The sequence below is a fragment of the Burkholderia sp. 22PA0099 genome (genome assembly GCF_047497165.1).
Lineage (GTDB): Bacteria > Pseudomonadota > Gammaproteobacteria > Burkholderiales > Burkholderiaceae > Burkholderia.
Window position 1 is genome coordinate 3518838 of record NZ_CP163165.1, and the last position, 15618, is coordinate 3534455.

17 protein-coding genes are annotated in these 15618 nt (G+C 65.6%); 6 read left to right on the top strand and 11 right to left on the bottom strand.

Annotated elements, in window-relative coordinates:
- Window positions 1-42: 42 nt before the first annotated feature.
- From AB4851_RS30965 to AB4851_RS30975, 3 genes are read left to right on the top strand one after another with little or no spacing between them, the layout of a single operon-like run.
- Complete coding sequence (locus AB4851_RS30965; protein ID WP_414450130.1) at window positions 43-1305, top strand: M48 family metallopeptidase; 1263 nt, start codon at window positions 43-45, stop codon at window positions 1303-1305.
- Window positions 1302-2246 (top strand): ribosome small subunit-dependent GTPase A, encoded by a 945-nt coding sequence (gene rsgA / locus AB4851_RS30970; protein WP_414450131.1) that lies wholly within the window; start codon window positions 1302-1304, stop codon window positions 2244-2246. The genes AB4851_RS30965 and rsgA overlap by 4 nt, the downstream gene beginning before the upstream one ends.
- 27 nt (window positions 2247-2273) lie before the next feature.
- Complete coding sequence (locus tag AB4851_RS30975; RefSeq protein ID WP_414450132.1) at window positions 2274-2612, top strand: putative signal transducing protein; 339 nt, start codon at window positions 2274-2276, stop codon at window positions 2610-2612.
- Between the two features lie 89 nt (window positions 2613-2701).
- Here AB4851_RS30975 and AB4851_RS30980 read toward each other — a convergent pair whose 3' ends face one another.
- The 6 genes from AB4851_RS30980 to rpsP form a co-directional block, all read right to left on the bottom strand.
- A complete protein-coding gene (locus tag AB4851_RS30980; protein WP_414444243.1) occupies window positions 2702-3640 on the bottom strand; it encodes a CobD/CbiB family protein in 939 nt (312 codons plus the stop codon).
- 110 nt (window positions 3641-3750) lie between these two features.
- A complete protein-coding gene (locus tag AB4851_RS30985; RefSeq protein WP_414450133.1) occupies window positions 3751-4440 on the bottom strand; it encodes a CoA pyrophosphatase in 690 nt (229 codons plus the stop codon).
- 87 nt (window positions 4441-4527) lie between these two features.
- The gene (gene rplS / locus AB4851_RS30990; protein WP_414444241.1) at window positions 4528-4923 is read right to left on the bottom strand and encodes a 50S ribosomal protein L19; all 396 of its coding nucleotides are present in this window, start codon (window positions 4921-4923) and stop codon (window positions 4528-4530) included.
- Between the two features lie 139 nt (window positions 4924-5062).
- Entirely contained in the window at window positions 5063-5860 is a 798-nt protein-coding gene (gene trmD / locus AB4851_RS30995; RefSeq protein WP_414444240.1) for a tRNA (guanosine(37)-N1)-methyltransferase TrmD, read from the bottom strand.
- A gap of 1 nt (window position 5861) precedes the next feature.
- A complete protein-coding gene (gene rimM / locus AB4851_RS31000) occupies window positions 5862-6575 on the bottom strand; it encodes a ribosome maturation factor RimM (protein ID WP_414444239.1) in 714 nt (237 codons plus the stop codon).
- Window positions 6576-6618: 43 nt separating this feature from the next.
- The gene (gene rpsP, locus AB4851_RS31005; RefSeq protein ID WP_012734974.1) at window positions 6619-6873 is read right to left on the bottom strand and encodes a 30S ribosomal protein S16; all 255 of its coding nucleotides are present in this window, start codon (window positions 6871-6873) and stop codon (window positions 6619-6621) included.
- Window positions 6874-7065: 192 nt separating this feature from the next.
- On the opposite strand from rpsP, the gene AB4851_RS31010 reads away from it, so the two are divergent.
- Complete coding sequence (locus AB4851_RS31010; RefSeq protein ID WP_414450134.1) at window positions 7066-8241, top strand: PQQ-dependent sugar dehydrogenase; 1176 nt, start codon at window positions 7066-7068, stop codon at window positions 8239-8241.
- A 63-nt stretch (window positions 8242-8304) separates the two neighbouring features.
- A complete protein-coding gene (locus tag AB4851_RS31015; protein WP_414450135.1) occupies window positions 8305-8763 on the top strand; it encodes a TM2 domain-containing protein in 459 nt (152 codons plus the stop codon).
- A gap of 25 nt (window positions 8764-8788) precedes the next feature.
- On the opposite strand, the gene AB4851_RS31020 is transcribed toward AB4851_RS31015, so the two are convergent.
- The gene (locus tag AB4851_RS31020; protein WP_414450136.1) at window positions 8789-9919 is read right to left on the bottom strand and encodes a PA0069 family radical SAM protein; all 1131 of its coding nucleotides are present in this window, start codon (window positions 9917-9919) and stop codon (window positions 8789-8791) included.
- Between the two features lie 98 nt (window positions 9920-10017).
- Window positions 10018-10506: an Lrp/AsnC ligand binding domain-containing protein gene (locus AB4851_RS31025; RefSeq protein WP_414444235.1), complete on the bottom strand. Its 489-nt coding sequence runs from the start codon at window positions 10504-10506 to the stop codon at window positions 10018-10020.
- Window positions 10507-10652: 146 nt separating this feature from the next.
- On the opposite strand from AB4851_RS31025, the gene AB4851_RS31030 reads away from it, so the two are divergent.
- On the top strand, window positions 10653-11939 hold the full coding sequence (locus tag AB4851_RS31030; RefSeq protein ID WP_414444234.1) for a D-amino acid dehydrogenase: 1287 nt from the start codon (window positions 10653-10655) through the stop codon (window positions 11937-11939).
- A gap of 75 nt (window positions 11940-12014) precedes the next feature.
- On the opposite strand, the gene AB4851_RS31035 is transcribed toward AB4851_RS31030, so the two are convergent.
- The 3 genes from AB4851_RS31035 to AB4851_RS31045 all read right to left on the bottom strand — a co-directional run bounded on the left by AB4851_RS31035 (window position 12015) and on the right by AB4851_RS31045 (window position 15617).
- The gene (locus tag AB4851_RS31035; protein ID WP_414450137.1) at window positions 12015-13805 is read right to left on the bottom strand and encodes an acyl-CoA dehydrogenase; all 1791 of its coding nucleotides are present in this window, start codon (window positions 13803-13805) and stop codon (window positions 12015-12017) included.
- A gap of 105 nt (window positions 13806-13910) precedes the next feature.
- A complete protein-coding gene (locus tag AB4851_RS31040) occupies window positions 13911-14846 on the bottom strand; it encodes an electron transfer flavoprotein subunit alpha/FixB family protein (protein WP_414444232.1) in 936 nt (311 codons plus the stop codon).
- A 12-nt stretch (window positions 14847-14858) separates the two neighbouring features.
- On the bottom strand, window positions 14859-15617 hold the full coding sequence (locus AB4851_RS31045) for an electron transfer flavoprotein subunit beta/FixA family protein (protein WP_414444231.1): 759 nt from the start codon (window positions 15615-15617) through the stop codon (window positions 14859-14861).
- Window position 15618 lies beyond the last annotated feature (1 nt).

The window sequence follows — 15618 nt, forward strand, 5'->3', positions numbered from 1 at the left end:
CTAGAACTTATAATTCTCGCATAGATACCACCGGCCTCCCTGATGTCCGCTTACTCGTTCACCCTGTTGTTCGCCGCCGCGATCCTCGCGATGGTCGGCGCCAAGCTCTGGCTCGCTTCGCGCCAGATCCGCTTCGTCACCGCGCACCGCGGCGCCGTGCCCGCGCAGTTCCGCGACTCGATTCCGCTGGCCTCGCACCAGCGCGCCGCCGATTACACGGTCGCGCGCACGCGCCTGACCATGCTGCAGATCGTGACCAGCGCAGCAGTGCTGATCGTGCTGACGCTGTGCGGCGGCGTCGGCGCGATCGACCAGGCGCTGCGCGGCTGGCTCGGCGGCAGCCATTACGTCCAGCAGATCCTCGTGATCGTGGTGGTGATGGCGGTCACCAGCCTGCTCGAACTGCCGTTCGAATACGTACGCCAGTTCGGCATCGAAGCCCGCTTCGGCTTCAATCGCATGACGCGCAAGCTGTTCTTCAAGGATCTGGCCCTCAGTACCGTGGTCGGTACCGCGATCGGCCTGCCGCTGCTGTTCGTCGTGCTGTGGCTGATGAACCGCGCGGGGCCGCTGTGGTGGCTCTGGGCCTGGATCTTCCTGGTCGCCTACCAGATGCTGGGGCAGGTGATCTACCCGAGCTTCATCGCGCCGATGTTCAACAAGTTCGAGCCGCTCGCCGACGAGGCGCTGCGCGCACGCATCGAAGGCCTGATGAATCGCTGCGGGTTCGCCGCGAAGGGCCTGTTCGTAATGGACGGCAGCCGCCGCTCCGCGCACGGCAACGCCTACTTCACGGGCTTCGGCGCGAACAAGCGCATCGTGTTCTTCGACACGCTGATCGACCGGCTGTCGGGCAGCGAGATCGAGGCCGTGCTGGCGCACGAACTCGGCCACTTCAAGCGCCGCCATATCGTCAAGCGCATGATCGTCGTGTTCGCGATGAGCCTCGTGCTGCTGGCCCTGCTCGGCTGGCTCGCGGGCCGTACCTGGTTCTACACGGGCCTCGGCGCGATGCCGTCGCTGACGGGCAGCAACGCGGGCCTCGCGCTCGTGCTGTTCTTCCTGGCCATGCCGGTGTTCCTGTTCTTCGTCACGCCGCTCAGCAGCATGAGCTCGCGCAAGGACGAATTCGAGGCCGACGCGTTCGCCGTCGACCACACCAACCGCCAGGACCTCGTCAACGCGCTGGTGAAGCTCCATGAGGACAACGCCTCGACGCTGACGCCCGACCCGGTCTACACCAGTTTCTACTACTCGCATCCGCCGGCTTCCGTGCGGATCGACCGACTGCTCGGCGCCGCATGACGCGCGGCCGCCAGCAAGGCCCGGGCAAGCCGGCCAAGTCGAGCGCCGAGCGCATCACCGGCCGCGTGATCGCGGCGCATGGCCGCCATTACCTGGTCGCGCCCGTGGACGGCGGGCCGATGCTGCAATGCTTCCCGCGCGGCAAGAAGAGCGAGATCGCCGTGGGCGATCGCGTGCAGTACGAGCGCAGCTCGGCCGACCAGGGGGTGATCGTCGAGATCGACACGCGGCGCAACCTGCTCTATCGCTCCGATCAGTTCAAGTCGAAGCTGTTCGCCGCGAACCTCGACCAGTTGCTGATCGTGCTCGCCACCGAGCCGTTCTTCAGCGAGGACCTGCTCGGCCGTGCGCTGATCGCGGCCGAGGCCAATGCGCTGAAGCCGGTCATCGTGTTGAACAAGATCGACGTCGAGGCCGCGCTGCCGGTAGCCCGCGAGCGGCTCGCGCCGTATCGCGCGCTCGGTTACAACGTGGTCGAATTGTCGGTGAAGGATGCGCCCGACGACACGCTGGCGCAGTTGATGCCGCGCCTGGCCGGCCATTCGACGATCCTGCTGGGCCAGTCCGGCATGGGCAAATCGACGCTCGTGAACCTGATCGTGCCCGAGGCCGAGGCCGCGACGCGCGAGATTTCCGCCGCGCTGAACAGCGGCCGCCACACCACCACGTTCACGCGGCTCTATCCGCTGGCCGACGGTGGGGCGCTGATCGATTCGCCGGGCTTCCAGGAATTCGGCCTCTACCACTTGACCGAAGGCCAGTTCGAGCGCGCGTTCCCCGAATTCCGGCCGCTGCTCGCCGACTGCCGCTTCTATAACTGCCATCACCTGCACGAGCCGGGCTGCGCGATCCTGGCCGCCGTGGAGGATGGCCGGATCTCGAAGTCGCGCCACGCGCTCTATGCACAGCTCGTGCACGAGGCGAGCCAGATCGTCCGCTGACGATCTCCGCCTCCCCTGCCCGCTCCGATGCGCATCCCGGCCCCCGATCTCTCGACCGCCCATCATTGGGTCAACGTGCTGAACGCGGCCGGCATCGGCTGCGAACTGCACAACCGCTTCGCGACCGGTGCGCTCGGCGGGCTGCCGCCCGACCAGTGCGCGCCCGAGATCTGGCTCGACGACGAGCGCGATACCGCACTCGCGCGGCGCATCCTCGAAGCGGCGGCATCGGGGCCGCCGGCCGATGCATCGCGCTGGCGGTGCGGCGGCTGCGGCGAATGGCTCGATGCGCAGTTCACGGCGTGCTGGCGTTGCGGGCGAATCCGCGACCCGCGCGACGACGAAGCGGCGCCCGATACACGCTGACCGCCGCGCCGTATTGGCGCTCGAAAAGCAAAAAGCCGGCTGAGAACGCCGGCTTTTTTTATTTCAATGCGCGCCACCCGCGCCGCGTATCACGACACCCACACCGCCAGCGTCAACATCAGCAGCAGGATCATCCACAGGATCACGGCGCGCCAGACCAGGCCGACGGCCGATTGCAGCGTGCGCGGCGTACAGTCGTCGCCGACCGCCAGCGGGCCGCTGTCGCCCACCGATAACGCATCGACGCTCGACGGCTCGGCCAGCGGGCCGGCCAGGCGCGCGCCGAGCGCACCGCTGCCCGAAGCCAGCAGCACGCCGTCGTTCGAGTCGGGCCACTGGCGCGTGTGATTGCGCCACGCGTAGATCGCATCCTCGAAATTGCCGACGATCGCGAAGCCGAGCGCCGTCAGTCGCGACGGAATCCAGTCGATCACGAAGAAGGCGCGCTGCGCGAAATTGGAGAACGCCTCGGTGCGGTCGTCGGTCGGCACGGACCAACTGCGCGACAGATATTCGGCGATCCGATACAGCACCGCGCCGGCCGGGCCGAGCGGCAGGACGAACCAGAAGAACACGCCGAACACATGGCGATGCGATGCCACCACGGCATGGATCAGCGTATGGCGCACGATCTCGCCAACCGGCATGTCCACGGTATCGAGCCCGGTCCATTCGGCCAGCACTTCGCGCGCGCGCGGCACGTCGTCGTTGTTGAGCGCGAGATGGATATCGGTGAAGTAATGGCTGAACTGGCGGAAGCCCAGCGTGAAATAGACCACCACCACGTTCCAGACGAACGCGAAGGCGAAGCTGATCTTGAACAGCAGGTAGTAGACGAGCGCGACGGCGAGCACCCAGGGCACCACGACGACGAGCCAGGCCAGCACACCATGCTTCTTCTTGCCGGCGTCGAAGCCGTTCGCCGCAGTTTCCGCATGGAACTGGAACAGCGCGAACACCGGATTACCCGGCGACAGCGCGCGCACCTGCTCGATGATGAGGGCGAGGAGAACCGAAAAGAAAGTCATGCGAAAGGGCGTGTCGTCCTGGGTTATACGATTTTTCGCATAACGATAGCACAGCGCAATGGCGCGAGGGCTCTAGCCCTGCGGCACGCCGGACGCCGGCTGTCGTGCGATCAGGAGTGCGCGGCAAGAAAGCGGTACAGATTGCGCAACATGCCGGCGGTTGCACCCCAGATGAAGTAATGGCCGTCGTCGCGCGCGTCCGGATAGGGCATCGCAAAAAAACGACGTTCCCCGCCTTCCCATTTGAACAGCCGCACTTCGTGATGCTCGGGCGCCATCAGGAAGGCCAACGGCACCTCGAAAATCTCGGCCACTTCGAGCGTATCGGCCTGCACGGTAAACGGCGGATGCACGATGCCGACCACCGGTGTGACGCGATAACCGGTGCCCGTCAGATATTCGGGCAAGTTGCCGAGCACTTCGACATGTTCGCTGTCGAGTGCGATTTCCTCGCGTGCCTCGCGCAATGCCGTGGCCGTTGCATCGGCATCGAACGGTTCGCGGCGGCCGCCCGGAAAGCTGATCTGGCCGGGGTGATCGGTCAGGTGATCGGCGCGCTGGGTCAGCAGCACCGTGAGCCCGTCGGCACGCGCCACGAGCGGCACCAACACGGCCGCGATGCGTGGATCGCGATAATCGGCCAGGCGCGCCTCGGCCGGCTCCTGCGTCCAGCCGTAGGACTGCGCGAAACGCTCGCGCAGCCCGAGCGGCGTCAGCACGGCCGGCGGCACCGTCGGCAGGCCGGCGCCGGTCGATTCGACAGGCAGCACTTCGGGATCGATGATCGGGCGACGGGTCAAGGGGCGCTCGCGGAAAGGTCTGACGGAAGCGTATTGTCGCCCCGGAATAAAAAAAGCACCCGGTGGGGTGCTTTTTCCTTACAGCATTTACGCCTGCTCTTGCTTGGCGGCGGTGCGATCCTTCAGCACCAGCTTTTCCTTGATTCGAGCCGACTTGCCCGAACGCTCGCGCAGGTAGTACAGCTTGGCACGACGGACATCGCCGCGACGCTTGACGATGATGCTCGCGAGCAGCGGCGAGTACGTCTGGAACGTACGCTCGACGCCTTCGCCCGACGAAATCTTGCGGACGATGAAGGCCGAATTGAGGCCACGGTTGCGCTTCGCGATCACGACGCCTTCGTAGGCCTGAACGCGCTTGCGGGTACCTTCAACCACATTCACGTTCACGATCACCGTGTCGCCCGGGGCGAAATCGGGGATCGTCTTGCCTTCGAGCGCGCGCTCGATTTCTTCCTGCTCAAGTTTTGCGATCAGATTCATTGCTGACTCCTAAAGCCATCGTGTCGGAGTTGGTACCTTGTCCGCTTCCGGACCCGGCCCCGATAGAGGATGGATTCACATCTGGCGTCGCGCACGCATGCACGACACCGCCTTTTTCCCGGACCACCACGGAAAGGCTTCAGCTCGAAGCTTTCCTCGCGGCCTTCGCGAGACTTGCAAGCCACGCCTCGTCGGCCCGGCTCAACAACTGTTGCTTGCGCGCCCGGTCGATCAGATCGGGCCGCTTCTGCCATGTATTGCGCAGCGCTTCCTGCCGCCGCCACTTCTCGATTTCCGCATGATGGCCGCCGAGCAGCACATCGGGCACCCGCACGCCGTCGTATTCCTCGGGGCGCGTGTAATGCGGACAATCGAGCAAACCGTGCACGAAACTGTCCTGCACTGCCGATTGCGAATCGTTCAGCACACCCGGCAGCAGGCGCACCACCGCATCCATCAGCGCCATGGCCGGCAATTCACCGCCCGACAGCACGAAATCGCCGAGGCTGATTTCCTCATCGACGACACGATCGAGCAAACGCTGGTCGATCGCTTCGTAGCGGCCGCACAGCAGCACGACACCGGGCTCGGCTGCCATTCGCACCACACGTTCGTGGGTGAGCGGCGCGCCTTGCGGCGACATCATCACCACCCGCGTCGACGCAATGCCCTGCTCGGCCTGCGCGGCCTTGGCCGCGCCGATTGCTGCTTCGAGCGGCTTGGCGAGCATCACCATGCCCGGACCGCCGCCGTAGGGTCGATCATCGACCGTGCGGTAGTTGTCCGTGGTGAAATCGCGCGGATTCCACGTGCGCAACCCGAAGCGCTCCTGCTTGACCGCCCGGCTGGTGATCCCCCAGCCAGTCAGCGCCTGGAACATTTCGGGAAAGAGCGTGACGACATCGAACTGCATCGCGCGCTCCTGTGCGTCGTTCATTTCAGTAATCGGCTTCCCAGTCGACGACGATGCGCTTCGCCGCCTGGTCGACCGTTTTCACGTACACCCCGACGAACGGGATCAGACGCTCGCCCGTGACGGGCTTGCCATCCTTGCCGCTGGCCGGATAGTCGACGCGCATGACCGAATGCGCGCCGTTGTCGATCATCTCGCCGACGCGGCCGAGTTCGACACCCGCTTCGTTGACGACATCGAGACCGATCAGGTCGACCCAGTAGAATTCGTCGTTGTCGAGCGCCGGGAAATCTTCTCGACGCAGGAACAGACGGTAGCCGCGCAGCGCCAAAGCCTGATCGCGATCGGCCAGACCGGCCAAATGCGCAACGACCGTATCGGCGTGCGTTTTCGACTGCGTGATGCTGACGGACAAACGTTCCGCCCCTTTCTCGAGCCATACGAGGCGCGCCTTCAGCAGCGCATCGCCGCCACGGCCCACGCCCGAATGGGGCACGATCTTGACCCAGCCCTTGAGGCCATAGGCATCGACGATCGCACCGACCTCGATCGCATCGTCGGGCCACGCTTGCGCCGCACCGATGCCGACCGAGGCTTGACCCGGGTTACTGCTTGCTGCCGCCGGCTTCGCGCTGCTCTTTTCAGAGGAACGCTCGACCGGTTTGCGGACAAACACGCCAAACGCAGACGCTTCGCGTGTACCGCCTTTGACATCACCGGATGAATCGTGACCGGACATTCAGACCACCTCTCGGCCGCAATTACCGGAAAACCGTGCCATATTAGGCAGCCGGTTGTGCCTTTTGTGCTTCCTTCACGAGGCGAGCGACGGTCGGCGACAGTTGTGCGCCAACGCCTTGCCAGTACGTCAGACGATCCTGAGCGATACGCAGCGATTCGCCCTTCGTGGCGACCGGGTTGTAGAAGCCAACGCGTTCGATGAAGCGGCCGTCACGACGATTACGCGAATCGGTAGCAACGATGTTGTAGAACGGGCGCTTCTTCGAGCCACCGCGAGCCAGACGGATGATAACCATATGAAATCCTTCGGGAAAACCGGGTTCGGAACTGCTGAAACCCGCGATTATAGCGGGAAACCAAAGACATAACAAACACTTACGGCAGAAAAAGCGCGACACCGCCCAATCGCCAGCGGTCACGGCGTTTCGCCGCCCAGCTCCTACACTGATTGAACCGTGCCGCCGCACCGCACACGACCCGATCGATCCATGCCCCTGCCCTCGCTCCCGTTCCGCGCTTTGCTTCATCGACTCGCCACCATCGGCGCGACGCTGCTTGCCGCCAGCCTCGTCGCCGAGGCCAGCGCGGCCGCGCCGCCCATCGACAGGTTGAGCGTGCCGCCCGGCTTCAAGGTGGAGGTGCTGGCCGCCGACATCGCGAATGCTCGCGAGATGGCCTGGTCGCCGCGCGGCATTCTTTATGTGGGTTCGACCGAGGGCAGTGTTCACGCGCTGACGCTGCGCGACGGCCGCGTGGTGGCGCGGCACGTGGTGGCGTCGGGCCTGGAGATGCCGGTGGGCGTCGCCTATCGCGACGGCGCGCTCTATATCTCCGCGATCTCGCGCATCCTGCGTCTCGACCGGATCGACGACCAGCTCGCCGCGCCGCCCAAGCCGGTGCTGGTGACCGACAAGCTACCCACGGATCGCCAGCACGGCTGGAAATTCATCGCATTCGGCCCCGACGGCAAGCTCTATGTGCCGGTCGGCGCGCCCTGCAATATCTGCGAACCGGATCGCGACCGCTACGCGATGCTGGGCCGCATGAACCCCGACGGCAGCGATTATCAGGTGTTCGCGCGCGGCATCCGCAATACGGTCGGCTTCGACTGGCATCCGGCGACGCACGCGCTGTGGTTTACCGATAACGGCCGCGACATGCTCGGCGACGACCGCCCCGACGACGAACTGAATCAGGCGCCGCGCGCCGGCCTCGATTTCGGCTATCCGTATTGCCACGCCGGCGACATCGCCGATCCGCAATACGGCCGCGGCCACCCGTGCAGCGGCTTCACGCCGCCGGTGGCCAAGCTCGGCGCGCACGTGGCCGCCCTCGGCATGCGCTTCTATACGGGCACGATGTTCCCGGCCGAGTACCGCAACGCGATCTTCATCGCCGAGCACGGCTCGTGGAACCGCAGCAGCAAGGTCGGCTACCGCGTGGTGCGCGTGAGCCTCGGACCGGATGGGCGCACGGCGCGCCAGCAGGTGTTCGCGCAGGGCTGGCTGCAGGCGGACGGCGATGTGTGGGGCCGCCCCGCCGACGTGCTGCCGCTGCCCGACGGCTCGCTGCTCGTCAGTGACGATTACGCCGGCGCGATCTACCGGATCACTTATACCGGGCACCCGGGCGCGACCGACAATCGGCCGGGTGTCGCGCCGTAGAATGCGCCATCGGCGCAGGGGTCGCGCCGCCCCGTCCCGCGCAGTTTTTCCTATCGGTTCGTCATGTCCAGCCCACCGCCACGTTTCCGCTCGAAAACCGTCACCGCCGCGCTCGCCTTTTTGTTCGGCTCGCTCGGCGCACATCGCTTCTATCTGAATGGCTGGCGCGACCTGGCCGGTTGGGCGCATCTGGTCGGCACGCTGCTCGGCGTGCCCGGCCTGTTGCTGCTCGCGCAAAGCGAGCGCGCCTCGCTGCTAGGCTGGGCGCTCGCCGTGCCGGGCGCAGTCTCGTTGCTCGCCGCGTTTCTGGCGGCGATCGTCTACGGCCTGCGCGCCGACGAGAAATGGGACGCGCAATTCAACGCGTCGACCGACCGCCGCAGCCAGTCGGGCTGGACGGTGATCTTCATCGTGATCTTTTCGCTGCTGATCGGCGCGTTCCTGCTGATGACGTCACTCGCGCTGTCGTTCCAGACGTACTTCGAATCGCAGGTGCAGGCCGCCAAGGAACTGTCGCAGTAGGCGCGGGCAGTCACGAGCAGGCCAGCTAGAACAAGCTCAGTTGCGGCGTGGCGGCCGCCGCCGCACGTGCCTTCACCGGCTCCGACGCGCGGAACTGCGAAAAATCGAGAATGCCGCGCGTGCGCTCGTTCAACCCGAGGCGCTTGACCGCTTGCCGGAAGCGCTGCTTCATCAGGTCGGCCCACAAGCCCTCGCCCTTCATCCGGCTCGCGAAATCGGATTCGTAATCCTTGCCGCCGCGCATGTCGCGCACGCGCGCCATCACGCGCTCGGCGCGATCGGGAAAGTGCGCGGCAAGCCATTCGCGAAACAACGGCGCGACCTCCCAAGGCAGGCGCAACACGATATAGCTCGCATGCGTCGCGCCGGCCTCGGCGCACGCTTCGAGCACGCGCTCCAGATCGGGCTCGGTGACGAACGGAATGACCGGCGCGATGCTGACGCCAACCGGCACGCCCGCGTCACGCAACGCGCGGATCGTGCGCAGCCGCCGCGACGGCGTGGCCGCGCGCGGCTCGAGCGCGCGGGCGAGATCGGCATCGAGCGTGGTGATCGTGACGGCCGCGATCACCTGGCCACGCTCGGCCATCGGCGCGAGCAGGTCGAGATCGCGCTCGATCAGCGAATTCTTGGTGATCGCCGCGAACGGCTGCCCGTGATCGTGCATGACCTGAATCACGTCGCGCGTGATGCGCCGCTCGCGCTCGCAGGGCTGGTACGCATCGGTATTGACGCCGAGCGCGATCGGCTCAGGCACGTAGCCACGCTTGCCGAGCTCGCGTTCGAGCAGCTCGGCCGCATTGACCTTGGCGTAGATCCGACTTTCGAAATCGAGCCCCGGCGACAGGCCCAGATAGCTGTGCGTGGGCCGCGCGAAACAATAGATGCAGCCGTGCTCGCAGCCGCGATACGGATTCAGCGACACGTTGAACGGGATATCGGGCGACGCGTTGCGCGTGAGGATGCTTTTGGCGTGTTCGTCGAACACCTGCGTGCGCAGCGCCGGACGGGTTTCGTCGTCCTCGCCGGCCCAGCCGTCGTCGACCGTCTCGCGCTGGTCACGCTCATAGCGCCCCTGCAGATTGCCCACTGCGCCACGGCCCTTGCGCGGCACGGGCGGCGCCACCGGATATTCGACATCGGATCGATCGCTCATCACGCCCCTTCATCACGAACGGCGCAAGCGAAAATTCGCCGCACCGAATACTGTTTATTTATACAGTATTCGGTGCGGCCTGCCAAGCGATCGGCCGATCAGCCGTCGACCGAAATGCTCAGGGTTTCCTTGATCTCTTCCATCACCACGTAGCTCTTGGATTGCACGGCGCCGGGCAGTTGCAACAGGATGTCGCCGAGCAGCTTCCGGTAATCTGCCATTTCGCCGATGCGGGCCTTGATCAGATAGTCGAAATCGCCGGACACCAGGTGGCATTCGAGCACCTCGTCGATCTTCATGACCTCGCGGCGGAACTGTTCGAACATGTTGCCGCTCTTGTGGTCGAGCGTGATCTCCACGAACACCAGCAGCGCCGCGCCCAGCATGGCCGGATCGACACGCGCGTGATAGCCGGTGATCACGCCGTCGCGCTCCATGCGCCGCACGCGTTCGATGCACGGCGTGACGGTCAGGCCGACCTGCTCGGCCAGGTCCTTCATGGCCATGCGGCCGTCCGCCTGGAGCAGCCGCAGGATGCGGCGATCGAGCTTGTCGAGGGCACGGACTGGTTGACGTTGCGTTCTCATCCGGTTTTTTCTGAAAATTGAAAAAATACAATAACAAAAACTGGAACTCGAACAATACCATAGCTGAAAAAACCAGGTCGTAACGTGAAGGCAGCGATGCAGGTGCATCCCCACGGCGTTCCGGCTTTTTCCCATCTGGAGCAGCTATGCGTGTCGTGATTCTCGGAAGCGGTGTGGTGGGCGTGACGAGCGCCTATTATCTGGCGCGCGCCGGCCATGAAGTGACGGTGATCGACCGCGAGGCCGGCCCGGCGCTGGAAACGAGCTTCGCCAATGCCGGCCAGATCTCGCCCGGCTATGCCGCGCCGTGGGCCGCGCCCGGCGTGCCGCTGAAGGCCGTCAAGTGGATGTTCGAGAAGCACGCGCCGCTCGCGATCCGCCTCGATGGCTCGCGTTTCCAGCTGCAATGGATGTGGCAGATGCTGCGCAACTGCACGTCCGAGCGTTACGCGGTGAACAAGGGCCGCATGGTGCGCCTCGCCGAATACAGCCGCGACTGCTTCCAGGCGCTGCGCGCCGACACCGGCATCCAGTACGAAGGCCGCACCGGCGGCACGCTGCAACTGTTCCGTACGCAAGCGCAGTTCGACGGCGCGGCGAAGGACATCGCCGTGCTGCGTGACGCCAACGTGCCGTTCGAGCTGCTGACGGCCGACCAACTGAAGAACGCCGAGCCGGCGCTGGGCGCCGTGTCGCACAAGCTGACGGGCGGCCTGCGCCTGCCGGGCGACGAAACCGGCGACTGCCAGTTGTTCACCACGCGCCTCGCCGCGATGGCCGAGGAACTGGGCGTGCAATTCCGCTACAACACCTCGATCGACGCGCTCGCCGTGGCCGGCGGCCGGATCGCCGGCGTGCAGTGCGGCAGCGAACTGGTGCGCGCCGACGCCTACGTCGTGGCGCTCGGTTCATACTCCACGCGCTTCCTGTCGAACCTCGTCAAGATTCCGGTCTATCCGCTCAAGGGCTATTCGATCACGGCGCCCATCGTCAACGCCGATTCGGCGCCCGTCTCCACCGTGCTCGACGAAACCTACAAGATCGCGATCACGCGTTTCGATTCGCGCATCCGCGTGGGCGGCATGGCCGAGATCGCCGGGTTCGACAAGCGTCTGAACCAGGCGCGCCGCGAAACGCTCGAAATGTGCGTCAACGACCTGTTCCCGGGCGGCGGCGACACGTCGAAGGCCACGTTCTGGACGGGCTTGCGCCCGATGACGCCGGACGGCACGCCGATCGTCGGCCGCACGCCGATGCCGAACCTCTTCCTGAACACCGGCCACGGCACGCTCGGCTGGACGATGTCGTGCGGTTCGGGCCAACTGCTCGCCGACCTGATGTCGGGCAAGAAGCCGGCAATCCAGGCCGACGACCTGTCGGTGCATCGCTATCTGAGCGAAACCGGCGGCAGTTCGCGTCCGGCATACGCCTGATCGGCTGCGGCGGGATCGATAAAAGGGCACCCTCGGGTGCCCTTCGTCATGACGGCGAAAACCGTGTCGAGCGGGTCAGAACTGGTCTTCGGTCAGCATCAGCACGCTGTCCTTGCCAGTGGCGCCGACGATCGATTCGGCGATCCCGTTCGCCTGCACGAGCACGTGCTGCGCGTAGAACTGCGCGATCGCGATCTTCGCGTCGTGGAACGCCGTATCGTCGGCGCGATTGCGTTGCGCGGCGAGCAGCGCGCGCGCCATCTGCCAGCCGCACAGCACGATGCCGGCCAGCTTCAGATACGGCACGCTGCCGAGGAACACCGCGTTCGGGTCGCCCTTGGTTTGCGCCACCACGTAATCGACCGCCGCGCCGAGCGCCTTCGCGCCATCGGCCAGATGCTTGCGCATCGCGGCGAACGCGGGTGTGTCCTCGGCCCCGAGCGCCTGGACGGTTTCGTCGATCTCGGCCAGCAGCGCCTTCGCCACCGCGCCGCCATCGCGCACGGTCTTGCGGCCGACCAGATCGTTGGCCTGGATCGCCGTGGTGCCTTCGTAGATCGCCAGGATGCGCGCGTCGCGGTAATACTGCGCGGCGCCGGTCTCCTCGATGAAGCCCATCCCGCCGTGCACCTGCACGCCGAGGCTCGCAACCTCGTTGACCATCTCGGTGCTCCAGCCCTTGACGATCGGCACCAGGTATTCGTAGATCGCCTGATGACGGGCGCGCTCGGCCGCGTCGGCATGCGCATGCGCCTGATCGCTGTGCGCGGCGGCGACATAGGCCAGCGCGCGGGCGCCTTCGGTCAGCGCGCGCATCGTGCCGAGCATGCGACGCACGTCGGGGTGATGGATGATCGTGACCGACTGCTTGGCGGAGCCGTCGACGGGCCGGCTCTGCACACGCTCCTTCGCGAACGCGGCGGCCTTCTGGTAGGCGCGATCGGCCACGCCGATGCCCTGCATGCCCACGCCGAAGCGCGCGGCGTTCATCATGATGAACATGTATTCCAGGCCGCGATTCTCCTCGCCGATCAGATAGCCGATCGCGCCGCCGTGATCGCCGTATTGCAGCACGGCGGTCGGGCTGGCCTTGATGCCGAGCTTGTGTTCGATCGATACGCAGTGCACATCGTTGCGCTCGCCGAGGCTGCCGTCCTCGTTGACGAGAAACTTCGGCACGATGAACAGCGAAATGCCCTTCACGCCGTCGGGCGCGTTCGGGGTGCGGGCCAGCACGAGGTGGACGATGTTGTCCGCCATGTCGTGCTCGCCCCAGGTGATGAAGATCTTGGTGCCGAACACCTTGAAGCTGCCGTCGCCTTGCGGCTCGGCGCGCGTGCGCACCAGCGCGAGATCGGAACCGGCCTGCGGCTCGGTCAGGTTCATGGTGCCGGTCCATTCGCCCGAGATCAGCTTCGGCACGTAGCGCGATTTCTGCTCGTCGCTGCCGGCCGTCAGCAGCGCTTCGATCGCGCCATCGGTCAGCAACGGGCACAGCGCGAACGACAGATTCGAGGCGTTGAGCATTTCGATGCACGGCGTGGCGATCAGCTTCGGCAAGCCCTGGCCGTCGTATTCGACCGGATGTTGCAGCCCCTGCCAACCGCCTGCGACGAACTGGCGAAACGCGTCGCCGAAACCGGCCGTTGCCGTCACCACGCCCTGGCTCCATGCGCTGGGCTGCTTGTCGCCGTCGACGTTCAGCGGCGCGAGCACCTCGCCGCAGAACTTCGCGGACTCGTCGAGCACGGCCTGCGCCGTGTCGAAGCCGGCGTCCTCGAAGCCGGGCAGCTTCGCGACGTCATCGATGCCGGCCAGCTCCTTCATCACGAACAGCATGTCCTTGACGGGCGCGATGTAGCTCATGGTGCTCCTCTCCTCTGTCTGTTTATGGTCAAAAAAGGGGCGCTCGCTGCGCCCCTTCGTGGTGGTTATCGGCGCGTCGTCAACGATGCGCGTGGCCGCTCGCGATCAGCCGAGCGCGGTCACGAGTTCCGGCACCACCGTGAACAGGTCGCCCACGATGCCGTAGTCGGCCACGCTGAAGATCGGCGCCTCTTCGTCCTTGTTGATCGCGACGATCACCTTCGAATCCTTCATCCCGGCCAGATGCTGGATCGCACCCGAGATGCCCACCGCGATGTACAACTGCGGCGCGACGATCTTGCCGGTCTGGCCCACCTGGAAATCGTTCGGCACGTAGCCCGCGTCCACCGCCGCGCGCGAGGCGCCCAGCGCCGCACCGAGCTTGTCGGCCAGCGGCTCCAGCGTGGCCGTGTAGTTCTCGCCGCTGCCCAGGCCCCGGCCGCCCGACACGATGATCTTCGCGCTGGTCAGCTCCGGACGGTCCAGCTTCGTCACTTCGCGGTTCACGAACTGCGACTTGCCGCTGTCGGCCGCCGCCTCGATCTTCTCGACCGCCGCGCTGCCGCCTTCGGCCGCCACCGGGTCGAAGCCGGTCGCACGCACCGTGATCACCTTGATCGGGTCGCTCGATTGCACCGTGGCAATTGCGTTGCCGGCGTAGATCGGGCGCTCGAACGTGTCGGCGCTGTCCACGGCGGTGATGTCCGAGATTTGTGCGACGTCGAGCTTCGCGGCGATGCGCGGCGCGATGTTCTTGCCGTAGGCCGTGGCCGGCGCGAGGATATGCGAGTAGTCCTTCGCAATATTCAGCACCGTGGCTTCGACGTTTTCCGCCAGCCCTTCGGCCAGCTGCGGCGCGTCGGCCAGCAGCACCTTCGCCACACCGGCGATCTTCGCTGCGGCGTCGGCCGCGGCTTGGGCGTTGCCGCCCGCCACCAGGACGTGGATATCGCCACCGATCTTTTGAGCGGCGGCCACCGTGTTCAGCGTCGCGGCCTTGATCGACGCGTTGTCGTGTTCGGCAATGATCAGAATCGTCATCTTTGTCTCCCCTTACAGCACTTTCGCTTCGGTCTTCAGCTTCTCGACCAGCGTCTTCACGTCGGCCACCTTCACACCTGCCGCGCGCTTCGGCGGCTCGGCCACCTTCAGCGTCTTCAGGCGCGGCGCGACATCCACGCCGAGCTCTTCCGGCTTGATGTTTTCCAGGGGTTTCTTCTTGGCCTTCATGATGTTCGGCAGCGTCACGTAGCGCGGCTCGTTCAGGCGCAAGTCGGTCGTGACCACGGCCGGCAGCGTGAGTGACAGCGTTTCCGAACCACCGTCCACTTCGCGTGCGACCGTCGCGCGACCGTCGGCGATCGTCACCTTCGAGGCGAACGTCGCTTGCGGCAGGCCGGCCAGCGCGGCCAGCATCTGGCCCGTCTGGTTCGAATCGTCGTCGATCGCCTGCTTGCCGAGGATCACCAGTTGCGGTTGTTCCTTGTCGACCAGCGCCTTGAGGATCTTCGCCACCGCCAGCGGCTCCACGCCCGCATCGGCCGAACCGGCCTCCACCAGGATCGCGCGATCGGCACCGATCGCCAGCGCCGTGCGCAGCGTTTCCTGCGCCTGCGCCACGCCGATCGACACGGCGATCACTTCCGTCGCCACGCCCGCTTCCTTCAGGCGCACCGCTTCTTCCACGGCGATTTCATCGAAGGGATTCATCGACATCTTCACGTTCGCGATATCGACGCCCGTTCCGTCCGACTTCACGCGGACCTTCACGTTGTAGTCGACCACTCTTTTTACCGGCACCAGGATTTTCATG